The organism is Sorangiineae bacterium MSr11367 (assembly GCA_037157805.1).
In the GTDB taxonomy this organism is placed as follows: domain Bacteria; phylum Myxococcota_A; class Polyangia; order Polyangiales; family Polyangiaceae; genus Pendulispora; species Pendulispora rubella.
This window is the reverse complement of sequence record CP089983.1, coordinates 5,120,817-5,145,550: the sequence shown is the minus strand read 5'-3', so window position 1 is coordinate 5,145,550 and position 24,734 is coordinate 5,120,817. Positions and strand designations below refer to the sequence as shown.

The following is a 24,734-nucleotide window of genomic DNA, read 5'->3' as shown; positions in this document are numbered from 1 at the left end:
GAAGGCCATGCGCAGCCATTCGCATTGGCCTCTCACCTCATGAAGGAAAAGAATCGCATCCGCGTGGCGACGATTTTCGCGACGCTGATCTCCCACATCGTTTTCGCCGCCGCCGTGCACGACGCATTGGCGGGCACGGAAGAACGCCTACGCTGCGTGGTGTCGCTTCTATCCGCCGCCGCCGGTGTCGCGTTTTTCTCCGCGCGCATCGGGGCATGGATCGACGATCCACGAAGACACCGCTATTTCGTGGCGCTCATCGAGCTTCCGTTCTTGGTGCACTGGAATGCGTGTGCACTCGGCCTCGTACCGTGCGCCCTGGTATTCGCCATTCGAATGCTCGGATTGGACGTCCCTCGACTGGGATCCATCCCTTCTCCTTATATTAGTGTTTATCTCATCCAGCTCCCAATTGCCGCATATGGCATCTTCGTGCGCCGGCGTTGGATCGTCGTGCGTGAATTGGATGTTCCCATCCAAGGACTCGATCGCCGATTCGACGGATACCGGATCGCGCACCTCTCCGATCTTCATATCGGGAACATGACCCCATCCTCCTGGGGAAGCCATTGGGCCGCGCGGGTCAACCGTTCGGCGCCCGACATCGTCGTCGTCACCGGGGATTTGATCGTGGGCGGGTCCGATTTTCTCGAGGATGCGGCCGAGGTGATCGGTGCTCTTCGCGCTTCCGGCGGTGTTTTCGTGTCCTTGGGCAATCACGATTACTTCGGGGATGCCGAACGCCTGGTAAGCGCCGTACGACATCGCGGCGCTCGCGTACTCCGCAACGAGGGGATGGTCCTCCTCCGCAATGGAGCACGTCTCTACCTTGCGGGTATCGACGATACCTGGACGCGACGAGACAATCTTGCACTCGCCATGGCAGGTTGCCCACAGGGTGTACCCTCGGTGCTCTTATCGCACGATCCCGAGCGCTTCGCGGAAGCAGAACGCGCCGGAATCCCTCTTACTTTGAGCGGGCACACGCACGGAGGACAGGTCGCCGTTCCCTTTCTGAAGAGGCATCCCTCGTTGCTTCATCTCTTTCACCCATTTCCATCGGGCATTTACCGCAAGGGCCGCTCCTCATTGTACGTCCACCCTGGTCTCGGGACCTCGGGGCCGCCGATCCGATTGGGGGTCGCCCCGGCCATCGTCGTGCATACCCTACGGACAGTGGAATACCCCAAGTAACATTTAGTAACAATACTAGTGGACGACCCCGTGGCGGATGCTGCAATAGAGAGCGCATGGGAATATCGAATTTGCGAAGTTCGATGTTGGGGTGGTCCATCTTCTTGGCAGTGGCCGGAGGATGTGCAAGCGAATCCCGTGAAGAGCAAGATCCCATCGTCGCCGCCGAACGTGAACTCCAAGGCCTCGGCATTTCCGTCGACATCGATCTGCGGAACCCGGGCGAGAGGTTGGATGCGCTTCGCGGGGCTCTCCTCTTCTTCACGGACATCCCGCGGCTCGAGGGAAATCGGCGATCGTGCGCGACGTGTCATCGGCCCGAAGATCATTTTGCGCTGACACCGGAGACGGCCGAGGCGCGCTACCAAGCCTTGCTGCGAGCACGCCAGGTCAATCCGAAGGCGGATGACCCGCTCTTCCGCGCGATCGACGCGGATGACTTTGCAGACGACTTCACCACACTGCGAACGAAAGGACTCGTTCGCGTCAAAGTTGCGCTTCCGCCGAATGTACGTCTCACGGACGATCCCGCGGCGACCGAAGTCGACATTTTTCGCGCCGTGCCCACGATTCGCAATACATCGTTCGGCCAGCCCTATCAATTCGATGGACGTATCGCGGACCTCGAGGCGCAAGCACTGGCCGCCTTGCAATCGCACGCGGAGATCAAACGGCAACCCGGAGATGAGATTCTGGGTCGGATCGCGCGTTTCGAGCGCACGCAGTTCTCGTCGTTCGGCGTGAGAATCATGGATCACGAGCTATCGGCGGGAAATCCCACCCCACCCGATCCCGATCCGCCGCTCACCCCCCTCGAGCAAAAGGGCAAGGAGCTGTTCAAGGACTTCTGCGCCGGCTGCCACAGCGGCCCCACGCAGACCGTCTTTCGCGAGAAACGATTGGTTCCCCCCTACGACGGGTCGAACCTTCCGACGTTCACGAACGTGGGGGTTTCCGCACCCGAACCCCCAGGGTTCGATTTACCCCAGAACAACGGACTCCCAATTCGTCGTTATACGATCACGCTACCCGATGGTAGTCAGCAGGTCAGGGAAACGGACGACCCTGGCCGGATCCTCATTACTGGAAAGATCGAAGATTTCGATCGATTCGACATTCCTCCTCTATACGGCGTCGCCAAGACCGCACCGTACTTTCACAACAACAATGCAGCCACGCTCGAAGATGTCATGATTCACTATCAGCGCCTTTTTCGTTTCTTCGCGCGAGGCCTGAAGCATCCATTTCCCGAATTGTCGGACGCCGACGTGATTCCGTTGCTCGCCTATGTGCGCAAGATTTAGGGGGTACCATGGTGCGAACGTTCTCTCGTATCGCCGTTCTTGCGGCATTGTCCTCGATCACCGTCACTGTGAGCTCGTGTGTCGCGCTGCTCGGGCAGAACACCACGCAATGCCAAAGCACGGACGATTGCACGGCGCTCGGGCCGGAGTTCGCGTCCACCGTCTGCAACAGCGACCACCTCTGCCAGAGCATCACGGATGAAACCCGGTGCGACACGAACGCCACGTGCACGACGAGGTTCGGGGTGGAGGCGCCGCATGTTTGCGACAAGACAACGCACCGCTGTGTCAAATTGACCTCGGAGGATTGCGCCACACCACTGGCCGATCCCAGCGACTACGCGAACGACAATACGATCTACCTCGGCCTGATGATGCCGCTCACGGGAACCCAGGCCTCGGCCGCGGCGCCGATCGTCAATGCCGTCGATCTCGCCCGGAAGGACTTCAAGCTGAACTCGAACACCGGGTTGCCGCCCGCCAAGGATGGCGGACCGCGGCGTCCACTGGCGTTCCTGGTTTGCAACGAGCAAGTGGATTTCATGCGGGCTGCGCATCATTTGATCGATGATGTCCACGTCCCTGCGATCATCGGCCCTTCGTTCAGCTCGAACGTGGCCAAACTCGCGACCGACTACGCGTCCGGTGCGGACGTACTTCTCATGGGGCCCACCGGTGGTGCGGCGCTCATCACCACACTCGACGTGCACCCGCGGGGGAAACGTCTCGTCTGGCGCACCGTGCCCTCGGATACCGAGCATGCGCTCACCCATGCTGCGCTCGTGCCCGTGATCGAGAAGCAACTTCGCGACGCCGGGGTCATCGCCGCGGGCGAGGCCATGAAGGTCGCCCTCCTCCATCGTGGCGACAACTTCGGGAGAGGCCTCGCGAGCACCGTCTTCGACAACATGCGGTTCAACGACAACAAGTCGGCAGCCGAGAACCTCGCCGCCCAGAAGTACACGGACGTCGATTACGGAGACCCCAGCACCGACCCGAATCCAGACAACGCCTACGCCAAGGCCGTCACGCGCCTGAAAGATTTCGCGCCCCATGTCATCCTCGCGGGGGGCGCCGACGAGATCAGTCAGAAGATCCTAGGCCCCACCGAAACCAACTGGACGGTGACGTATCGACCTCGATGGTTGAACATCACCGGCGCCACACTCACGGCCAATCTTCTCGCGACCATCAACGCACAACCTGCAGCGAAGGGCCTTCGCACCCGAATCATGGCGAGCGCGGCCGGCCGAACCGGGCCTCTCTATTCCAAGTTCACGATTCTCTATCAAGGCGCGAACGAAGGCGCGACGCCGAGCTTCTATGCCGCCGGCGGATACGATGCGACCTATCTCCTGGCCTACTCCATCGTTGCGCTCGGGGATCAACCGCTCACGGGTACGAGCCTGGCAACGGGGCTGGAAAAACTGGTCCCGCCGGCCCCCGTGCTGACGACCGGCGCCGACAGCATCTCGAAAGCCTTCGACGCGCTGACCCGGAATCAGAGCATCGACTACGACGGCGCCATGGGGGCGCACGACTTCAACCCCGCCGTGGGCGAAGCAAAGAACGACATCCAGATCATCTGTGTTGGCGCCGATGACAGCGGTCAGGCGGCCAATTTCCGGCCATCCGGCGCCTTCTACCGGAACGGGGTCGTGACGGGGACGGTGGCCTGTCCATGACGGAGGAGTCGGTTTATGTCATGGGACGCTCCGACGCGGAAACGGAGCGGCTGCGCGCGCAGTCGATGCTCTTCGACCCTACCACCCGGCGCCTGTTCAAGGAGGCCGGGATCTCGACGGGGATGAAGGTGTTGGACGTCGGCAGCGGCGGGGGAGACGTGGCGCTGCTCTTGGCGGACCTCGTGGGTCCTACCGGGCAGGTCATCGGTGTCGACAGCCACGATTCGATCTTGGAGAAGGCTCGGGCGAGGGTTGCCCAGCGGAAGGTCCACAACGTCTCCTTCGTCCAAGGCGACATACGGACCATCGTGCTGGGCGATGACTTCGACGCCGTCGTCGGACGCCTCGTTCTTACGTACGTTCCGGAGCCGGCGAGGTGCGTGCGTCACCTCGCAGACCATGTTCGCCCGGACGGAATCGTCGCGTTCCAAGACATCGACTGGTCCATCGGCCCGGTAGCTTTCCCGCCATCGCCCCTTCTTGCGCGGGTATGGGACTGGGCACCTCCCGCCTTCGAGCGCGCGGGACTGGAACGGCAGATGGGGCTCAAGCTGTTTCGCGCGTTCGTCGATGCCGGATTGCCGGCCCCTCGGATGCACGTCGAAGCGCCCGCGGGTGGTGGTCCGCATTGGGCGGGCTACGACTACATCGCGGCCGGCATCCACAGCATGCTCCCGGTGATCGAGAAGTTCGAGCTCGCCAGCGCCGCGGACATCGGCATCGATACGTTCGCGGCGCGGCTGCGGGCAGAGACCTTGGCGCAACGTGGCGTCCTGATGCTGCCGCCGTTCGTGAGCGCGTGGTCCCGGGTCGCGCGATCACTCTAGCTGCTTCGTCAGGGCCGCCACATCCTCCTCGGAAAGTTCGTCGATGTGGTTGAGGAGGAACTGCTCGAAAAGTTCTACGGTGAGGTCGGCGATGCTGCGACCCCGCAACAGGGCGATGGTGTTGAGGGCGATGCCAAGCTCCGCTTGAATCGCATTCTTGAGCTCCATCGCCGTCAGTGAGTCGAGCCCGAAGTGGTTGATGGGGGCATCGGTCGTCAACTTCGACGGCGCGATCTTCAGGACGCGCGCCACGCCATCGAGAAGGAAGGGCGCGAGGATTTCCTTTCCCGCGAGTGGATCGGCCAGGAGCCGTTGGACGAGGCACGAAGGAACGTCGGAGTCCGTGGCCGCCCGCGAGCCCATGTCGAAGGGAAAAACACCGCACTGGGCGACGCGAGCCTGCAACAGCACATCGAGCGCGCGCAGCCCCTGTTCGGTGGTCAGCGACGCCCCCGTCCACGACGAGAGCGTGCCGTCCTCTGCGCGCGATGCGACCATCCCAACCTCCGCCCAAGCAGCCCAGTTGATGCTCAGGGCCGGGAGCCCGAGCGAACGCCTGGCGTGGGCGAGGGCATCCAGAAACGCGTTGGCCGCGGCATAGTTCGCTTGCCCCGGCGAGCCAAGGAGCGACGCCCCCGACGAGAACAAGACGAAGAAATCGAGCGACAGCTCGCGGGTGGCCTCGTGCAGATGCCAGGCACCGGCGACCTTGGCCGGCAGCACCGAGCGGAAACGTGACGCCGTCAGATGCTGGATCGTGGCATCCGCCAGCGTCCCAGCCGCGTGAAGGAGACCGCGAACGGGGGGCATCCCCGTGCGGATCGCCGCAAGCGCCGCCCGCAGCTCGTCGCGATGGGCGACATCGGCGTGGAACACCTCGACGTTCGCCCGCGCACGCAATCCCTCGAGGACGCCCGACGGAGCCCTCGACTTGCCCCTGGCGATCAGGGCGATGTGGCGAGCCCCCCGATCGATCAGCCGCTGCGCGCACGCGAGACCGAGCCCGCCGGTGCCTCCCGTGATCAGGTACGTGGCGTCCGGCCGAAGCCGAACGTCGTCCGGCGCCAACGCCCCAAGCTTCGCTTGGACCAATCGAGGCGCGTAGCGAACGCCGTCGCAGTAGGCAATCCGCCCGCCGCGCGGACCAGGCTGCGTGAGCTCGGGCAGCCACGGGCGAACGTCCCCTCGGGCACGCGGGTCGAGATCCAGGCTGGTGCAGGAGAACTCCGGATGTTCCAACGCGAGTACCTTGCCGAACCCCGCGAGCGGCGCCTGCGCAGCCTGGACACAGGCAGCGCCCAAAGGCACCGCCCCCGATGTGACGAGCCAGAGTCTCGGTCGGTGCTTCGTGGCCACCAACGCGCGCGCAAGATGCAGCGCCGAAATGCACCCGATGTCCGTCGCGGCATCGAGGGACTCGACGGTCGTCCGTTCGAACGGTGCCACGTCGAGGCTCCAGAGATGCACCACGCCCGCGCAGACACTGCCTTCGAAGGCGTCGATCAACAGACGCGCGAAGTCGTCCGCCCGCGTCGGTCGAATGCAGTACACGTCCGGTTCGATCTCTTCGTATCCATCGCCTGCGTACACGAGGAGGCACGCGTCGCCGCGTTCGGCGAGTGCCCCACGGAGTCCTGCGGCGGTTCCGAGGCGATCGGCGAACACGAGCCATTTCGCCTTGCTCGGAGCGGGGTCGGCCGAGCGGCTCACGGGGGGTAGGGGAGGCTGGGGTTCCCATGCCTCTTCGTAGAACCAATCCGTCACGCGCTCCGCGGATGCCGCGGCCGCATCGATCCGACGGAGTCGGACACCGCGCAATTCGAGTGCGATGTCGCCATTCTCGTCGAAGAGAAAGCTGTCGCCACCGGGAGAACCGTCCACATCGTCACGGACGGTGGCGTGAGCCCACGCCTTGAATCCGGGCTCGCGGTGAAAGCGGATCGAGTCGATCGCCACGGGGATCGCCAACTCGGGTCGCTGGTACAGACATGCCACCGCGAGAGCTTCCACCGCGCCTTCGATCAGCGCGGGGTAGAGGCAGAAGCCTCGGGCCTCGGAGTCAAGATCGTTCGAGATGGCGACGCGGGCGATCGCCTCGGATTCACCGCGCCATAGCTGCTCGATGCACACGAAGCCACGATCGAGCTGCACGCCAACGCGGCCAAGGAAGGCGAGCCAATCCGCCTGGCGAACGAGCGCTGGGCAACGGCGGCGGATGGCCTCGATGTCCTGGGGCTCGCGGGCATGCGCGGGCCTTGCCACGAGGCGCACCGAGGCATGTTCGATGGGGGCTTCGCCATCGCGGCTGCGGCTGGCGAATCGCAGGAGCACGTCGCCGGACGGCTCGCGTTCGGCCACGGCTTCGAGCTGGCGCGGCGGAACGAAGACCGCGTGCAGCCGCAGGTCTTCCACGGCGACCGTTTCCAGCCCGCCGAACATCTCGCGGGCCACGGAGAGCGCCATCTCCATGTACACGGCGCCCGCCATGACGGGTTCGCCGTGGATCAGGTGATCGCCGAGCAGACCCTCGGCGGTCAACGTGTTGCGCCATCGAAACGCGTGCCCGTCGGTCGACGCGACGCGCCCGAGCAGCGGGTGCACCATGGGTTCGCGTTGCCCGGGCCGGCGGCCTTGCCAATACCGCTCGCGTTGCCACGGGTAGCGCGGAAGCGACACGAGACGGCCTTTGGGAAAGAGCTGCTCCCACCGGAAATCGCACCCCGCGGCGTACAGCGCCCCAACGGCCGAGAGAAGCGCCTGCCGCCCACCGCTGTCCCGGCGCAACGACCCGAGGACCACCGCCTGCGCCGGGAGGCCATCGCGCATGGACTTCGTCAACTGCGGGTGCGGACCGATCTCCAGGAAGACGTCGGCGCCGGTGGCGACCAGCTGCCGCATCGCGACCTCGAACTGCACCGGCTCGCACAGATTGCGGCCCCAGTACGCGGGCGCGAAATCACCCGGCGCGTAGGCGCGGCCGGTGACGGTCGAGACCAGAAAGACCGTGGGTTCGCGCACCTCGATGCCCGCGATCGACTGGACCAGATCGCGCCCGAATGGCAGCATCCGCGGTGAGTGCGACGGGTATTCGCCCCAGAGCACGCGCGCGAAGATGCCGCGCTCCTCGAGCCCGCGAACCACGTCGACGATGATCGCGCCATCGCCGGCCAGCACCACCGACTTCGGGCCGTTGATGCCGCTGATCCACACACTCGTTCCAAGCTGCGGGACCGTGCGTTCCACTTCGGCCACCGAAAGCTCGACCAGCGCCATGCGCCCGCTGCCGAACGAGGCCTTCATCACGCGCCCGCGTTGAAGCGCAATGCGCACGCCGTCTTCGACGCCGATCGCGCCGGCGGCGTAGGCCGCGGCAATCTCGCCGAAGCTGTGCCCGACGATGGCATCGGGCGTCACCCCCCACGATGCAAGGAGCGCAACCACGCCCGCCTGCAGCGCGAACATCGCCGGCTGTGTCACCTCGGTCGCATCGATGCGGGTCGAGGAGCTGTCGCGCGAGAGCTCCTCGACCAGCGACCAGCCGGCCTCGCGGCGGACGATTTCGTCGCAGCGAAGGAACACCGTGCGAAACGCTGGCTCGGCGAGCAGCTCGAGCCCCATTCCGGGCCATTGTGCGCCTTGTCCCGGGAAAACGAAGGCGATCCGCCGGGAGCCTCCGCCTTCGTGAGCCCCCGTGGCCACCGTCGCGAGCGGCTGGCCCGCGAGGAAGGCATCGAGCCCCTCGAGCATGCTCGCACCGTGAACGCCGCCCACCACGGCCACGCGATGGGGCAGGTGGGCGCGCCGCGCTCCCGCCGTGTAGCAAAGGTCCGCGAGACCGCGGCCGTCTCCGGCCTCCGCCACGGCTTGGCGGAATGCGTTGGCACGCACGGCGAGCGCGTCGGAGCTGGCCGCGGAGATCAGCAGCAGCCCATCGCCATCCGGCGCCTCGTCGTTCTTACCAGGAGCCTCCGGAGGCTCCTCCACGATGACGTGGGCATTCGTGCCACTGAGCCCGAACGAGCTCACGCCACCGATGCGGCGGCCGGGCGGCCACGGCATGCTCGCGCTCGGAACGACCACCGGTAGCTCGTCCCACGCGATCTCGGGATTCGGCGCGTCGAAATGCAAATGGCGCGGGATCTGCCCATGCCGAACGGCCAGCAGCATCTTGAGCAATCCGGCGATGCCGGCGGATCCCTCGAGGTGGCCGAAGTTCGTCTTCACCGAGCCCACGACCAGCCGCGCCCGGCGAGCTTCGCCCAGAGCCGCGGCCAACGCCTCCATCTCGATGGGATCTCCCAGCGGCGTGCCCGTGCCATGTGCCTCCACGGCCGCCACGTCCGCGGGCTCGAGTCCCGCATTCGCAAGAGCATCGCGGACCACGTCCCGCTGCGCCAGCCCGTTGGGCGCCGTAAGCCCGTTGCTTCGGCCGTCCTGGTTCACCGCCGAACCTCGAATCACGCCGCGCACGTCGTCGCCCGCGGCCACGGCGTCCGCGAGTCGCTTGAGAACGAGCACGACGCATCCTTCGCCACGCGCATACCCATCGGCCGACGCGTCGAACGTCTTGCACCGCCCATCGGGCGCCATCGTCTTGAGCGCGCAGAAGTACACCGTGTTGCTCGGGGACAGCATCAAATTGACCCCGCCAGCCAGGGCCACGTTGCACTCGCCGAGTCGGAGGCTCTGGCAGGCCAGGTGCACCGCCACCAGCGACGACGAACACGCCGTGTCGACCGCCATGGCGGGGCCTCGGAAGTCGAACACGTAGGCAATGCGGCCGGCGGCCACGCTGAAATAGTTGCCCGTGCCCGAGTACACATCGCGCGCATCCTTGGACTCGGCGTAGTCGCTCGCGCAGATGCCCACGAAGACGCCCGTGCGCCCGCCGGCCAGGCTCCGAGGCGGGAGGCCCGCGTCCTCGAGCGCGTCCCACGCGACCTCCAGCAAGAAGCGTTGCTGGGGATCCATCGCCAGGGCCTCGCGCGGCGAGATGCCGAAGAACGACGCGTCGAACGCGAACGGGTCGAACTCCGCGAGGAAGCCTCCGCGTCGCGTGTAGATCGCACCGCGCGCGCAGAGCGCATCCAGTTCGGGCCAGCGTCCGTTCGGGACTTCGCAGGTCGCATCGACCCCGTCGCAGAGCAATCTCCAATACGCGTCCGGGGACGACACACCGCCCGGCAGCCGACACCCCATACCGACGACCGCAATCGGCTCGTGCACGTTCATCGGCCGCATGATGCCGGCGCCTCCGGCAAAGGAAGAGAGCGAAACATGCGTTCCCAGGCTTCGCCATGGCCCATCGCGCCGGCCGCCGCGGCCCTCCCATCGGCCTTTCGCGAAAGTTTACATAATGCATCTTATGCGACATTCGAGTGGGGCGCGTAGGGGGGAGAATCACGGGAAAAACCCGGGTTGAAGGCGCGGAACCCCGTTGGTCCGGGGCAACCTCCGCCTCGTACGCGGCCACCCCCCGCTCGTACGCGACCGAGGGCATCCACGGCGCAGGCGCCACACTCTCTGCGGACATGGATGGTCTTCGGTTCTTACTCTTCTTGGGCGGGCTCTCGCTGGTGGGCGGCGGCGTGGCTTGTTCGCATCCGGCGCAAGCTCACGACGAGGCGCCTCCGCAACCGATCCCACTGACCGTGACCCGGGTCAAAGCGCGGGCGGCCAAGGTGCCGCGCACGTTGACCTATCAGGCCACGGTGCTGGCGGCGCGCGACACCGTGATTTCGGCGGTGGCCGGCGGCCGGCTCGAGGTGCTGCTCGCCGAGCGTGGCGACAAGGTGCACAAAGGCGACGCGCTGGCGCGGTTTCGCGACGCCGAGGCACGTGCGGCGGCCGAGGGTGCCGTGGCCAACGTGGCCGGCGCCGAGGCGCGCCTCGCCGGAGACCGCGATCCGGAGCGGTCACCCGAGGTCGTGGCGGCCGAGGAAGCGGTGCGCGTGGCCGCCGACGCGCGACGCCGAGCCGAGACGCTGTCGTCGCAAGGCTCCGTGAGCGACCAGGATTTGCTCCGGATGCGGAGCGGCGAAGAAACGGCCCGTGCCCAGCGGGATGCCGCGCTGGCACAAGCCCGCGCGGCCAAAGCGCTGGTCGTGCAGTCGCGCGCGGCGCTTCGTCAGAGCCGCGCGGCGCTCGCGGATTTCACCTTGCGCGCGCCGTACGACGGCGTGGTGCTCGAGCGCCTGGTCGAGACCGGCGAGGTCCTCGCCGCGGGCGCTCCGGTGCTGCGCGTGGTCGATCCGAGCTCGCTGCGGGTGCGCTTCGAGGTCGGCCAGCACGAGGCCGCGAGCATTGCGCTCGGTCAGCAGGTCGAGCTCGACGGTGGCCGCGCCCAGATTTCGCGGCTTGCGCCGGGGCTCACCGGCGAATCGCGCACGCGGACGGTCGAAGCGCGGGTCGACCCGGCGCCGTCGTCGCTGCTTCCGGGCTCGCGCATCCCGGTGCGCGTGCTGCTCGACGCGAGCGACGACGTCGTCATCGTGCCGCGCAACGCCGTGCGAAACGAGGGCGGCGTGGCCCGGATCTGGGTCGTGCGCGACGGCCGCGCGAGCGAGCGGCTTCCCGAGGTGCTCCGGATGGCTGGCGACGAGGTCCTCGTGCGGCGGGGCCTTGCCGACGGCGAAGACGTCGTGCCCGATGCACCGCGCGAGCTCCGCGACGGGATGCAGGTGACTCCATGAGGATGCTCGCGGCATTCGTCGCGCTCGCGGCGGCCATGACGACGTCCGAGGCGCACGCCGAGGGGCCGATGCGCCTGACGGAGCGGCGCGTGGCCGAGGTGGCGCTCGCGCAGCACCCCGATGTGCGGGCCGCATGGGCGACGGCCCAGGCGGCGGACTCCGAAGCGAGGGCAACCGGGCGGGCGCGCCTCCCCGAGTTGGTCCTCTCGGGGCGCTACCAGCGGCTTTCGTCGCTGCCCGAGCGGTACCGCGCGATCACCTTCCCCGATGGCTCGAACTACGTGTTTCCGCAGATCCTCGACGGCTACGGCGCCCGCGCCGCACTGGTCGCGCCGCTCAGCGATCCATGGTTGCGCATGGCCGCGGCCGCGCGGGCGGCGGGAAAAACGGCGCTCGCGCGCGAGGCCGATGCACGCGGTGCCGAGGTTCGGATCGCGCTGGATGCGCGCACCGCGTACCTGGCCTGGCGGCGCGCGCTGCTCGGGCGTGATCTTTCCGTCGATGCGCAACGCGTGGCGCACGCCGAGGTCGAGGAGCACGAACGGCGGGTCGCTGCCGGCACGTCGCCGAGGACGGCGGGTCTCGGGCTCGTGTTGGCGGAAAAAGAAGCGGGCCTCCGGCTTCGGGCGGCGGAAGCCGACGTCGAGGTGGCTGCGACGGAGCTCGCGGTCTTTCTCGGGGTGTCGGAAAGCGAATTCGACAGCGCAGAGGATCTCGAGGGTGAGATCCGCTCCACCGACGGCGGCGGGCAGGTTCCGGCACTGGCCGCGGCCATCGCCGAGGCGGAAGCCGCCGACGATCGCGTCGACAGCGAGGCGCTGGCCTTCCTGCCGCGCCTCTCGCTGTCCGGCGTGGCCGACGTCAGCGTCCCGAGCCCGCGCGTCTTCGCGGTGACGACGAAGGATCCCGTCGTCACCTGGGAGGCTCTCGCGACCATCGAGTGGTCCACGTCGGCCCTCACCACCGGCACCGCCAACCTGGCGCGGGCACGCGACGAGCGGGCGGCTGCGCAAGCGCGGGTCGAGGCCGTGAAGCGCGAAATCACGGCGGCGCGCCGCTCCGCCGAGATATCGCTTCGAGCAGCCCGCGACCGGGTGGCGCTGGCGCGCGAGCGTCTGGCATCGGCACGGGCACTGGCCGAGGCGCGTCGGGCCGAGCTTCGCGCGGGGGTGGCGCAACCCCTCGACGTGGTGATCGCCGAGAGCGAGTTGGTGCGCGCGGGGCTGTCGCACGCCGATGCGCTGGTGGATACCAGGCTGTCGCGCGCGAAGCTCGACGCCGCACTCGGGCGCGCGCGTCCGGATCGGGGAGGCTCGAGATGAAGAACGACGTCATTGCGGTGTTCGTACGCCGGCCCGTCTTTACGTGGGTGCTCGCGCTGGTAACGGTGGTGCTCGGGCTGGCGGCACTCCAGGGACTCGGGCTCGAGCGGTATCCCAATGTCGACGTGCCCTGGATCAGCGTGACCACGCTTTCGCCCGGGCTCTCCGCGGAGCAAGTCGAGACCGAGGTCACCGCACGCGTCGAAACGGCGCTCGGCACGGTGTCGGGCGTCGAGCGCATCGACTCCATGAGCCAAGAAGGCCAGAGCATCGTCTTCGCGCAGTTCGTGCTCGAGAAAAAGTCCGACGTGGCCGCCCAGGAAGTACGCGATCGGGTCGCACGGCTCGGTGCGGAGCTTCCGATGGGCGTGCGCTCACCGCAGGTCGAAGCGTTCAACCCCAATGCCGCGCCGGTGCTGCTCCTTTCCGTGCGAAGCCCGGGTGGAACCGTCGATACCGTGCGGCTGACCGATCTGGCCGAGACGACCCTGCGGCGCGAGCTGCAAGCCGTGAAAGGCATCGGCGAGGTGCGCATCTTCGGAGCCCGCAAGCGCGCGCTCCGCGTCGATCTCGATCCGGTGCGCCTGGCGTCGTTCGGGCTCGCGCCGGCCGACATCTCGAGCGCGCTCGCACGCGACAACCTGGTCGTGGCCGGTGGCGAGCTCGCGGCCGGCGATCGCTCGCTGCCGGTACGCCTCGACGCCAAGGCCGGCTCGCGCGACGAGCTCGCGGCCATCGTGGTGGCCAAGCGCGGCAACGCGACGGTGCATCTGCAAGACGTCGCCACCGTGACCGACGGCATCGAGACACCGACGGCGACGGCGCTGGTCTCCGGCGAGTCGGCGCTGGTGCTCGGCCTGGTCAAGCAGACCGGCGAGAACACCGTGCGGGTGCTCGACGACGTCCACGAGCGCCTCCAAGAGCTGCGCGGTCGCCTGCCCGCCGACGTCGAGCTGACCGTGGTTCGCGACGAAGGCATCTACGTCCGCGCCTCCTTGCACGCCGTCCAAGAGCACTTGGTTCTCGGCGCCGTGTTCGCGGCCATCGTGGTTCTGTTCTTCCTGCGCAGCGCGCGGGCCACGATCATTGCGGGCCTGGCCATTCCGACGTCGGTCATCGGCACCTTTGCCGTCGTCAAGGCGCTCGGCCTCTCGCTCAACATGCTGACCTTGCTCGGGCTGACCCTGGCGGTCGGAATCGTGATCGACGATGCCATCGTCGTGCTGGAAAACGTCGTCCGCGTGATACGAGCCAGCGGGCTGCCGCCGCACAAGGCCGCGGTGGAAGCCACGCGCGAGATTGCCCTCGCGGTTCTGGCCACCACGTTGTCGCTGGTCGCCGTGTTCCTTCCCATTGCGTTCATGGGCGGACTGGTCGGCCGCTTCCTCGCGTCGTTCGGCATGACCATGTCGGTCTCGATCCTTCTCTCGATGGGCGTCGCGTTCACCTTGACGCCCATGCTCTGCGGGCGCTGGCTGCCGCGCACGGCGGCCCAGCCCAAGGCAAAGGCACCGCCGCTGCCAGTTTCGCGCGATGAACGCGAGGTCTACCGCGCTTGGGCACGCGGCGAGCGGCAGGCGCCGGATTCGGATCACGCCCCGGGGGTCATCGACCGGATCTACACGCGCATGCTCGCATGGGCCATGCTGCACCGGCGCACGGTGCTCGTGGCGCTGGCCTTGACCTTGGCCAGCACGGTGCCGCTCGGGATGTTCGTCCCCAAGACGTTCCTCCCCGCCGAGGACGAAGGCCGCTTCGAAATGTACCTGCGGCTCGACGACGGAACCTCGCTCGAGGCCACCGAGCTCACCGCCGAGCGGCTCGCGCGGGCCGTGCGATCGCTGCCAGGGGTTGCCCGCACGGTCGTGATGGTCGGCAGCCCGCGCGGCGATGCCTCCGGGCGCGGTCCCAACGAGGCCACCCTGTACGTCGCGATGGACGCGCCGGGCACGCAGGCCGAGACCATGCAGCGTGTGCGCAACGAGATTGCGCCGGACGGTCATTACGCGGGTGGACTCTCCTTCGTCTACCCGGTGAACGATCTCGGTGGAAGCGGCACCGACGCCGCGGTCGTGCAATACGTGCTGCGCGGACCGGATCTCGCGGTGCTCACCGAGACGGCGTCGAAGCTCGAAGGCGAAGCGCGCCACGTCGCGGGCACCACCGACCATGGCACCACCGCGACGATCCCCGGACCGCAGCTGGCCGTTCGCGTCGATCGCGCCAAGGCCCGCGAGTTGGGCGTGGCGCACATCGACGTGGGCGATGCGCTCGGGCTGGTGGGTCGAAGCGGGCTCGTGATCGGCTCGATGCGCGGTGCGACGGTGGATCGGAGCATCAACGTCGTCCTTGGCATGGGCGGCAGTGCCCTGACCGCGCCCGAGGAGCAGCTCCGCGCGGTCGACCTTCGCGCGGGAAACGGCGACCTGGTTCCGCTTCACGAGCTGGCCCGGTTCGAGCGGATCCCCGCCCCCGGCCAGATCCGCCACGTCAACCGCGAGCGGCAGGTCACTGTCTTCATGAATGCGCTTCCCGGCGTGGGCGAGGACGACGTCGTGACCGCGCTCGATGTGGCGTATGCGCGGCTCGGCGCACCGCCCGGCTACCGCGCCGAGGTGGTGGGCAACGCGCGGGAGCTCGAAAAGGCCGCGGCAGCGTTCTTGCTGGCCGCAACGCTCTCGGTGGTGTTCATGTATCTTGTCCTGGCGGCTCAATTCGAAAGCTGGCTGGTACCGGTCACCATTCTTCTCTCGCTCCCCCTCACCGTGCCGTTCGCCCTTCTGTCCCTCGGGGTTGCGGGACAAACCTTGAATGTCTTTTCGGCGCTGGGAATGCTCGTGCTGTTCGGGATCGTCAAGAAGAACTCGATTCTGCAAGTCGACCACACCCTCGCACTCGAGCGAGAAGGCCACTCGCGCCCCGATGCGGTGATGATCGCGAACCTGCACCGCCTACGTCCCATTCTCATGACGACCTTCGCCTTCGTGGCAGGCTTGGTGCCCTTGGTCATCGCCTCGGGCGCGGGCGCCGGCACCAACCGCGCCATTGGCATCGGCGTGCTGGGCGGGCAGACCTTGTCGCTTCTTCTCACCCTGCTGGCGACCCCGGTCGTCTTCACCTTGCTCGAGGATCTTCGCGCCTTCACCGTTCGCGTCGGCGGGCGGCTGCGCGGACTGATGCCGTGGCGCGCGAAGGTGCCCGCACCTCCGCCGCCTTCGTCCCCCAACATGGAGCCATCGTGAATCGGTCGCCCATCTCGTTTCGTCAAGGACTCGTCGGTTTCGCGATCGGCCTCCTCGCCGTCGCGGCACCGCTCGTTCCGCGCGCGGCCTTCGGAGCGCTCCCGCTGAATTACACCATCGGCACGTTGCTGGTGTTCAGCCTCACCTTGGCGCTGGGCGTGGCCTCGGTGCTCTACACCTTCGCGTTTGCGCAGCGTATCGGCTGGCCGCTGGGCCGTGCGGCCATGTTGGGCCTCGTCACGGCGTTTCCCATCATGGTGGCGAGCTTCCTTGGCACCTTCATCCTCGCGCAACTCTTCCCGCAGTTGCCGCTTCGCATCCCCGATCCGAGCGAGCCGAATACGCTCGCCTACCAAGTCGTCACCAGCGTCGGAGACTCCTTTCCCATGCTCGCCGCGTGGGCCGGCCTGATTCTCTTCCCCGCCGCGCTCCGCGCCCACGACCAACGCGCACGCGAGCTCGAGCAATTGCGCCTCGAGGCCGAACTTCTGCGCCTACGAAGCAACCTCGAACCGCACTTCGTGCTGAACACGTTGAACGCGGTGGCCGGCTTCGTCACCGACGATCCGGTGCAAGCGCGCGAGCTGCTCGCCGCGCTGGGCGATCTGTTTCGCGAGGCCACGGGCTTTCGCGAGACCCACCGCGTCGCCGACGAAGTGTCGTGGCTGCGCCGCTACGTGGCCATCCACGAGCTCCGCCATGCGAACCTTCTGCAGGTCAGTTGGAGCATCGACCCCGCCGCCCAACGCATGACCATGCCCGCGCTCCTCTTGCAGCCGCTGGTCGAAAACGGCGTGAAGCATGGCGCCCTCCGCGGGCCCGAGGCGCGCTTGTCGGTGCGCATCGCCATCGAGGGCGACACACTCGTCGCCGAGGTTCGCGACGACGGACCGGGTCCCGGCCCTCGCCGCGCCGGCGGCCAGGGATTGAGCATCGTCGAGCGAAGGCTCGCGTTCCACAGCGGTGCGCGCGGCCATTTCGAATTGAGCCGCGAAGGCAAAGAGACCGTCGCCCGCGTGCGTATGGAAGCCGTACCGCTGCACAACGAGCGAAACGGGCGAAACGGGCGAAACGAGAGAGAGGAGCGAGCCGCCGAATGAACACCATGACATCGAGGCCGTTGGGCGCCCTGGTGCTCGAAGACGAATGGCCCGCGCGCAACTACCTGGTCGAGCTCCTCGAACAGTCGGGTCGCGCGCGCGTGGTGGCGGCCGTCCCCTCGACCACACTGGCCACGGCCGCCTTGTTGGGCGCGCCCGAGCCCGTCGATGTGGCGTTCGTCGACGTGCACCTCGCGGGCGAGCTCGAGCCCGAGGCCGCGGGCCTCACCTGGATCGAAGTGTTTGCGCGCGTTCCCGGCGCCCCGCGCGTGGTGTTGACCACCGCGTCGCGCGAACATGCCCTGCGCGCGTACGAGCTCGGCGTATCGGACTATCTGCTCAAGCCCTTCACGGCCTCGCGCGTGGCGGAAAGCCTGGAGCGGGTTTCGGCGACGTTGAACAGCGAGCGCAGCGAGCGCCTCTCCCCTGCCCCTGTCAACGCATCGACATCCTCGGAACCTCGCCGCATCGTGGCGCGCCGTGGAAAGAGCCTGGTCTTCGTCGATCTGCGGGATGCCTGGGCCTTCGAGGCGGAGGGCCGATTGTGCTTCGTGCATGCTCCGGTGGGGCGCCTCGACGTCGATTTGTCGCTGGCCGCCATCGAAGCCGTCTTGCGTGAGAGCTACTTGCGCGTCCATCGCAATTGGCTCGTGATGAGTCCCCACGTCCGCAGCATCGAGCGCGAATCGGGTGAAACGACCTTGATCGTCGGCAACGACCAGCGCAGCGTCCGCGTCCCGGTCGCGCGCGATCGCGTGGCGACCATCCGCGATGCCCTATTGGCGACGGCGGTCGTGGGCCTGCGAAGGGAGCATTGAGAGAAGGTATCCCTTCACGGCCGCATCGGTGGTGAGGCCGATGGCCACGGTCAACGCCTCGATGGCCGCATCCGTGTCGCCGGCACGGGAAAGCAGGTGGCCCTTCGCGGCCCAGTAGGGCTGATACGAGAGCATGCGCTTGTCGCCGTCGAGCGACGCCAGATCCGCCAGGCCCGCACGCGGGCCCTCCATTTCGGCGCGGGCCACGGCGCGGTTGAGGACGACGACCGGCGAGCCCGTGAGTCCGAACAAATGGTCGTAGAGCGCGACGACCGCCGGCCAATTGGAAACGCCGGTCAGGCGGCGGGTGACGTGCGCGGACTGAATCGCCGCTTCGATCTGATAGCGGCCGCTCGGCCCCGCAGCGGTATTCGCCTGATGAAGAAGGTTCTCGGCCAGCGCAATCCGGGACTCGTCCCACAGCCCGGTGTCCTGCTGTTCGAGCGGCAGATACGTGCCGGCCGCATCGCGCCGGGCTTCGCGACGGGCCGCGGTGTAGAGCATGAGCGCCAGCATGCCCTTCGCTTCGGGCTCATCGGGGAGCAAGGACACGACGAGCCGCCCCAGCCAGATCGCCTCGTCGGCAACCTCGGGGACGGCGTCATCGCCCACCTCGTGCCAGCCCTTGGTGTAGGCAGCATAGATGGCGTCGAGCACAGCGCCGAGGCGTTCAGGCAATTCCTCGGGATCGGGCACGCGAAACGGGATGCCCGCATCACGAATGCGGAGCTTGGCCCGCACCAGCCGCTGACCCATCGTCCCGGGCGGGATCAAGAAGGCCGCGGAGATGTCCTCGGCGGTCAGGCCGAGGATGGTCTGGAGGATCAACGGCGTGCGCACGCTGCGCTCGATCGCCGGATGCGCGCAGGCAAACATCAGCGCGAGCCGTCGGTCGGGGATCGCATCCTGCTCCTCCGCCATCGCCTCGATCTCGTCTCCGATCCGCTGAATGTGCTCCTCCCCGGCCTTGCGGGTCTGGTTTCGGCGGGCGGCATCGATCTGCCGCCGCCGCGCCGCGGTCAGCAGCCAGGCATCCGGATTGTCCGGCACACCGTCCACTGGCCACGTGCGCAACGCGGCGGCAAAGGCCTCGCTGAGGGCATCTTCGGCGCTCGCCACATCGCGGTTGCGCGCGGCGAGGTAGGCAACGAGGCGGCCGTAGCTTTCGCGCGCCACGCGCTCGGCGGCACGACCGACCTCGTGTTCGACCATCAGCCCTTCCAGTCCGTCTGAATGTTGTAGACGGGTCGGATCTCGATCGAGCCGTATTTGACCGAGGGGCAGCGCTTGGCCCAGGCGATGGCCTCGTCGAGGCTCGCCGCTTCGATGAAGAAGTAGCCACCCAGCTGCTCCTTCGTGTCGGCATAGGGACCGTCGAGCACATCGAGCTTCCCGTCCTGCTCGCGCACGGTGGTCGCCGCCGAACTAGGCTTCAGCCGCTCGCCCGCGCTGGCGCCATCGGCCTTGGCCAGCGCCGCGAGGAAGGCGCCGTATTCGCCCACGAGTCCCTTCTGCACGGCGGGGGTGAGGGCGGCTTCGTCGTGGTGGATCAGCATCATGAATCGCATGTCGTTCGCTCCTTAGTAGCGCATCAACTGCGTCAGCTGGATGAGATTGCCGCAGGTGTCCTTCAAGCTGGCAATCTTGGAGGCCGTGACATCGGTCGGCGGCATGGTGAACTCGGCACCACGGGCCGTCATCCGATCATAGTCGGCCTGCACGTCGCTGGTGTGAAACATGACGGCGGGCTGACCCTGCTGGAACAGCGCCTCCTGGTAGGCCTTGGCCGCGGGGTTGTCGTTCTTCGCCAGCTGGAGCTCGGTGCCATCCGGCTCTTCGGACGAAACCACGGTGAGCCAGCGGTACGGGCCGTTGCTGAAGTCGGCCTTCTTCACGAATCCGAGCACCTTCGTATAGAAGTTCAGCGCCTTCTCCTGGTCGTCGACATACACGGTCATCAGCTTGATCTTCATGGGTTTACTCCCTTTCTGCACCCATGACGGGCAAGCTTCGTCGGTTTCTACAGGCTTCCAAAAAAATCGTGGGGGCGGGTCGAATGGGGGTGGGGCGGCTCACTTCTTACCGTCGAAGAACCCTTGGCCCTCGCCGGGCTTGTCCCACACGGCCCAGGGATTCTTATGGTCCGTTGTTAGGATTTCGAAAACAGAAGCGGTCAATATCCAACATAACGGATGGACGTCCGTTCGGGCGTCTCGCGCGCGGCGCGAGCGCGCGGAGACCGTCGCATCACAGAACGTGCACGCCGTCGTAGTCGACGCGCAGCCCAACGGGCCGCATCCCCAGGGACTCGGCGTGCACGCGGAAGTCGCACGAGGGGCGCGCCGTGCCCAGGAAGAGCCCCACGTCGCCGCCGCCCGCGCCCGACGGAAGGAACGTGGCCCCCTCCCCCGCCGCCCGCGCGGCCAGTTCGCGAAAGGCCGGCGGCGAAATCGGTGCGCCGGCGGCATCGCCCAAGGCCGCGAGGGAATCGCCGAATGCACGCGCGGCGGTGATGAAGCTTGGCGCGTCGCCACCGTCCAAAGCATCGACGGCCGCCGTCGAGGCCTCGGTCAGCGCCTTCATGTGCGTGCGATGCCGATCGGGATCCGCGTCTCGGAGCGTGCGCACGCGGGCCAAGAGATCGCTCGTGCGCGCGCTCGTTCCGCTCCAAAAGGCGACGAGGTGGAGGCTCTCGGGCAGCTGCACGGCGTGGGCGAAGGCCGTCCCGCGCACCACGGAATAGCAGAGGGCGCCGCCATAGACGCTCGCAGCGACGTCGATGCCGCTTCCCCCGCCCTGCGCTTCGCCGTGCGCGCGCCGGGCGCGCTCGAAGAGGGCTGCGCGGGTGGTGGTGCGGCGGATGTCCTCCCCGCGCGCGGCGGCGTCGGCGCCGAGGGCCGCGACCAGCGCGGCGGCGCTCGAGCCGAGGCCGAGCTTCGAGCCGCCTTCGTAGAGCGCGGACACATCGACCGACGGGGCCAGCTCGTCGCGAAATGCCGCGTGCACCTCACGCAGCGGTGACGGCGAGACGAGGAACCACGCGTCGGCCACCGCGTGACGGTCGACCGCAACGACGATGGCCGGCGCCCCCTCGAGCACCGCGTACCCGCCCGTCACGACGAGCTTTCCCGGTGCCGCAACCCGTAGCTCGGCGGGCTCCTCGGCGAGCGCACTCATTGGTTGCGCACCCCGAGCGCGAGCACCGCACCATGAAGCGCGTCGCGCGCTTCGGCCTCGATGGGCGCCGCATCCAGTGCCGCGCTGGCCTCGGCCAGCAGTGCCGCCAGCCGATCCTCGACCCGCGCGCGCGCCCCGGATTCCACCATCCGAGCCATCACCCGCGCAACATCCGCGGGATCGGCGTCGGCGCGGCCGAGAACGCGATCCAAGATGCCGCGTGACCCTGGAACCGCCAGCAGCTCCACGACCAGCGACGTGCGCTTTCCCTTGCGCAGATCGCCATCCGACGACTTTCCCGTGGTCGCGGAATCGCCGAAGGTGCCGAGCAGATCGTCGCGCAACTGGAACGCGATGCCGAGCGGCACCGCGAAGCGCTCCAGCGCCGTGCGCACGTCGACGGGAGCACCGGCAAGGGCGGCCGCGAGCGCGATGGGACCGCGCACGGTGTAGCTCGAGGTCTTCAGATCGTGCATCACTTCGACGGCAGCGCGATCGGGCGCCTCGGCGTGCACGTCGATGAGCTGCCCGTACACCACGTCGACCTGCATGCGTACGAACTCGCTGAAGGCATCGACCATGCGCTCCGCCGGTCCACGCACGGCGAGCAAGGCGCGCTGCGCATAGCTCACGGTGAGATCGCCCGCCAGCACCGCGGAAACGGCGCCGGCGCGGGGTGAGCCAAAGGCCTCGCGAAGCGCAGCGTGCACTGTGGGGCCGCCACGGCGCGTGTCGTCGTCGTCCATCCAATCGTCGTGCGTCAGCAGGTACGCTTGAAGAAGCTCCAGCGCCACACCGGCCATCGCCACCCGATCGGCACCGCCCTCGCCACCGCACGCCTCGTAGGCACCGGCGAGAAGAATCGGTCGAAAGCGCTTGCCGCCGCGGAGGACGAGCGCCCGCAGCGCGGCCACGGTGGCGGCCACCGGCGGCCCGTAGCCCTGCGCGCGATCGAGCATCGCATCGAGGCATGCCTCGAGCTCCGCCTCGACACGGGGACGCACGCGCCCGGAGAGTCGTTCGAACGCGCTCATGATGCACCCCCGACCAAACGACGAAGCTCATTGGTGAGCAGATGGCGACGCGCGTAACTCGCCAAGAGCCGCGGTAAAACGGAGTTTCGCCAGCACAGGTTGTAGCCGTGGATGTACGTCTTGCGGTCGTCCCCCGCCCACCGCGAGCAGAGCTCCTCGCGATCGAGCCGCGCGAGATCGCGCTCGATGGCCGCTTGCAGCACGCGCCGCGACACGTCCGTGAGGTACGGACGGTGCTCGCGATCGTAGAGAAGGAGCAGGCACGCGCCCACGACCTTGGGCTCGTAGTACATCATCAGCTCCTCGTACCAGCCGCTCGAGATGGCGCCGTTGATGAGGCCCGCGTTCTCCTCGAACACGCGGGCTTGCAGCCGCGTCCCTTCGAGCGGCAAGGCCGTGATCATGTTGGCCATGCACAACAGATCGCAATCCCATTTGTGCCAATCGCGCTTTTCCCACGTACGCAGGATGTAGCGTGCATCGCTTCCGCAACGCAGGGCGGCCTCGTGAAAGCGGCGCGGGAGCGAGTCTTCGGAGAGGAACGGCTGGAGCTGCGCATCGCCCGCGGGGACCTTGCGGAGCTTGCACCACCAGGCGGTGTCGTCGACGTCGTGGACGACTTTGGTCGGGCGGCGGCCGACGAAAAAGGATTTGCCGCGCACGATGTCTTTGCGCTTCCACCAGCCGCAAACCGTGCCATTGCCGAATTCGTCGAGGTGGTGAACCACGTCGGGGTCCAAGGCGATGCCCAGGCCGCGCCGCACCAGGCACTCGAGCATGTAGAAGCCGTTGATGTCGGGAAGGCGCGCGTGTTCTTTCCCGCGGCGATCGACGAATGCCACGTAATTCTCGGGGAGGAACGGGTCGCCGGCGCCGTGGTCGATCGCAGCGCCGAAGAGCCAGCCGCCGATGAGATCGAACAGCGCTTCGAACTCGTCCTTCCACTCCGTCCAGGTGACCTCGCGGACCTTGGTCAAATAATAGGACGCCATCATTCCCCCGCGTCGGCCAGAGCGTCGGAGGTGGCGGTGTAGCGCGCCATGATGGCGACCGCGCGCTCGAGACGCACGTCGCCCAGCTCGGAGAGTTCCCGCGCCACTTGCTCGACCAGTGCGCCCGATGCCCCCGCATTCATGGCCACCGAGCGCGCGTGCAGCGACATGTGGCCGCGCTGGATCCCTTCGCACGCCAGCGCACGCAGCGCGGACAGGTTCGACGCCAGGCCCACCGATGCGATGAGCATCCCCAGCTCGGCGGCGCCAGGGTGGCCGAGCAGCTTCATCACGAGGCGCGCACCCGGATGCGCCCGGGTCGTGCCGCCGACGGTGCCGACCACCATGGGCATTTCGAGATCGCCCTGGAGCATGCCGCCGGGGCCGACGCGCCAGATGGCGAGCGGGCGGTAGCGGCCATCGCGCGCAGCGTACGCGTGGGCGCCGGCTTCGACACCGCGCCAATCGTTGCCCGTGGCCAAAACGACGGCATCGACGCCGTTCATGATCCCCTTGTTGTGCGTGGCCGCGCGGTAGGGGTCGAGCTCGGCGAAGCGGCTCGCGGCAACGACGCCGTCGCGCACGCGCTCGCCGGAGAAGTTCTTCGTCTCGAGCGCGTGGAGCGGCACCAAGCATCGCACGCGGACGAGGCGTCGATCGGCAAGGTTCGACAAGATGCGCAGCCCCGGCTCACCGCCCGCGAGCTCCGCGAGGCGCCTGGCCACCGACTCGGCGACGGTGTTCACCATGTTCGCGCCCATGGCGTCTTGGCAATCGACGAGCAGATGGACGACGAGCATGCCCGGCTCGTGCTCGCTGCTCGCGACCAAGGTGCGCACCTCGATACCGCGCGCACCGCCCCCGCGGCGCACCAGCGACGGAATGGCGGCATCGCACGCGGCCATCAGCTCGGCCCGTCGCGCGAGGATTTCGACGCACGCAACGTTGGTGTCCGGCACGCCCACGATCTGGACTTGCGCAATCATGATGGGCGGATCGGCATCGGCGGTGAATCCACCGCCGTCGCGGACCGATTTGGCCGCGTTCGATGCCGCCGCGATGACCGACGGCTCCTCGACGCACATCGGAACGATGTAGTCGCGATCGTTGACGCGAAAATTCAGCCCAAGGCCGAGCGGCAAGGCGTGCGTGCTGATCACGTTCTCGACCATGTTGTTGGCGGCATCGATCGAGAGCGAGCCGTGCCAGCCCGATTCCAAGATGCGCAGATCGTCGTCGTCGAGATCGAGCCTCCCTCGAAGCTCGACGTGACGCTCCTCGACGGAGAGTTTGTAAAAGCGCGGAATTCTCGAAACACTCATGGTCGTCTCCTTGGACTGGATAAAA

At 67.5% G+C, this 24,734-nt stretch carries 17 protein-coding genes; 9 read left to right on the top strand and 8 right to left on the bottom strand.

What is annotated here, in order from left to right; genetic code table 11:
• Positions 1–39 precede the first annotated feature (39 nt).
• Genes LVJ94_20100 through LVJ94_20085 form a run of 4 tightly spaced genes read left to right on the top strand, consistent with a single transcriptional unit; the run spans position 40 to position 5,010 of the window.
• Positions 40–1,194 carry a metallophosphoesterase gene (locus LVJ94_20100; GenBank protein WXB09521.1) on the top strand — a complete coding sequence of 385 codons (1,155 nt, stop codon included), beginning with the start codon at positions 40–42 and terminating at the stop codon, positions 1,192–1,194.
• Between the two features lie 56 nt (positions 1,195–1,250).
• Complete coding sequence (locus LVJ94_20095) at positions 1,251–2,498, top strand: hypothetical protein (protein WXB09520.1); 1,248 nt, start codon at positions 1,251–1,253, stop codon at positions 2,496–2,498.
• A gap of 8 nt (positions 2,499–2,506) precedes the next feature.
• Complete coding sequence (locus LVJ94_20090; protein ID WXB09519.1) at positions 2,507–4,183, top strand: ABC transporter substrate-binding protein; 1,677 nt, start codon at positions 2,507–2,509, stop codon at positions 4,181–4,183.
• Complete coding sequence (locus LVJ94_20085; GenBank protein ID WXB09518.1) at positions 4,180–5,010, top strand: class I SAM-dependent methyltransferase; 831 nt, start codon at positions 4,180–4,182, stop codon at positions 5,008–5,010. Before LVJ94_20090 ends, LVJ94_20085 begins: the two co-directional genes overlap by 4 nt.
• Here LVJ94_20085 and LVJ94_20080 read toward each other — a convergent pair.
• Entirely contained in the window at positions 5,002–10,251 is a 5,250-nt protein-coding gene (locus tag LVJ94_20080) for a type I polyketide synthase (protein WXB09517.1), read from the bottom strand. The genes LVJ94_20085 and LVJ94_20080 overlap by 9 nt on opposite strands.
• Positions 10,252–10,541: 290 nt before the next feature.
• Here LVJ94_20080 and LVJ94_20075 point away from each other — a divergent pair, with 290 nt between their 5' ends.
• From LVJ94_20075 to LVJ94_20055, 5 genes are read left to right on the top strand one after another with little or no spacing between them, the layout of a single operon-like run.
• Positions 10,542–11,702: an efflux RND transporter periplasmic adaptor subunit gene (locus LVJ94_20075; GenBank protein ID WXB09516.1), complete on the top strand. Its 1,161-nt coding sequence runs from the start codon at positions 10,542–10,544 to the stop codon at positions 11,700–11,702.
• Positions 11,699–13,024, top strand: coding sequence for a TolC family protein (locus LVJ94_20070; protein WXB09515.1), 1,326 nt, complete (start codon positions 11,699–11,701; stop codon positions 13,022–13,024). Before LVJ94_20075 ends, LVJ94_20070 begins: the two co-directional genes overlap by 4 nt.
• The gene (locus LVJ94_20065; protein WXB09514.1) at positions 13,021–16,266 is read left to right on the top strand and encodes an efflux RND transporter permease subunit; all 3,246 of its coding nucleotides are present in this window, start codon (positions 13,021–13,023) and stop codon (positions 16,264–16,266) included. Before LVJ94_20070 ends, LVJ94_20065 begins: the two co-directional genes overlap by 4 nt.
• Positions 16,263–17,366: a histidine kinase gene (locus LVJ94_20060; GenBank protein ID WXB09513.1), complete on the top strand. Its 1,104-nt coding sequence runs from the start codon at positions 16,263–16,265 to the stop codon at positions 17,364–17,366. Before LVJ94_20065 ends, LVJ94_20060 begins: the two co-directional genes overlap by 4 nt.
• A 5-nt stretch (positions 17,367–17,371) precedes the next feature.
• Positions 17,372–18,184 carry a LytTR family DNA-binding domain-containing protein gene (locus tag LVJ94_20055; protein WXB09512.1) on the top strand — a complete coding sequence of 271 codons (813 nt, stop codon included), beginning with the start codon at positions 17,372–17,374 and terminating at the stop codon, positions 18,182–18,184.
• Here LVJ94_20055 and LVJ94_20050 read toward each other — a convergent pair.
• The 7 genes from LVJ94_20050 to LVJ94_20020 form a co-directional block, all read right to left on the bottom strand.
• Positions 18,143–19,396: a hypothetical protein gene (locus LVJ94_20050; protein ID WXB09511.1), complete on the bottom strand. Its 1,254-nt coding sequence runs from the start codon at positions 19,394–19,396 to the stop codon at positions 18,143–18,145. The two genes, LVJ94_20055 and LVJ94_20050, sit on opposite strands and share 42 nt — an antisense overlap.
• The gene (locus LVJ94_20045) at positions 19,396–19,752 is read right to left on the bottom strand and encodes a YciI family protein (protein WXB09510.1); all 357 of its coding nucleotides are present in this window, start codon (positions 19,750–19,752) and stop codon (positions 19,396–19,398) included. Before LVJ94_20045 ends, LVJ94_20050 begins: the two co-directional genes overlap by 1 nt.
• A 12-nt stretch (positions 19,753–19,764) precedes the next feature.
• Complete coding sequence (locus LVJ94_20040) at positions 19,765–20,157, bottom strand: VOC family protein (GenBank protein ID WXB09509.1); 393 nt, start codon at positions 20,155–20,157, stop codon at positions 19,765–19,767.
• 274 nt (positions 20,158–20,431) lie between these two features.
• Positions 20,432–21,361 (bottom strand): hypothetical protein, encoded by a 930-nt coding sequence (locus tag LVJ94_20035; GenBank protein ID WXB09508.1) that lies wholly within the window; start codon positions 21,359–21,361, stop codon positions 20,432–20,434.
• Positions 21,358–22,395 (bottom strand): polyprenyl synthetase family protein, encoded by a 1,038-nt coding sequence (locus LVJ94_20030; GenBank protein ID WXB09507.1) that lies wholly within the window; start codon positions 22,393–22,395, stop codon positions 21,358–21,360. Before LVJ94_20030 ends, LVJ94_20035 begins: the two co-directional genes overlap by 4 nt.
• A complete protein-coding gene (locus LVJ94_20025) occupies positions 22,392–23,390 on the bottom strand; it encodes a hypothetical protein (GenBank protein ID WXB09506.1) in 999 nt (332 codons plus the stop codon). The genes LVJ94_20030 and LVJ94_20025 overlap by 4 nt, the downstream gene beginning before the upstream one ends.
• Entirely contained in the window at positions 23,387–24,709 is a 1,323-nt protein-coding gene (locus LVJ94_20020) for a hydroxymethylglutaryl-CoA reductase, degradative (GenBank protein WXB09505.1), read from the bottom strand. The genes LVJ94_20025 and LVJ94_20020 overlap by 4 nt, the downstream gene beginning before the upstream one ends.
• Between the last annotated feature and the right edge of the window lie 25 nt (positions 24,710–24,734).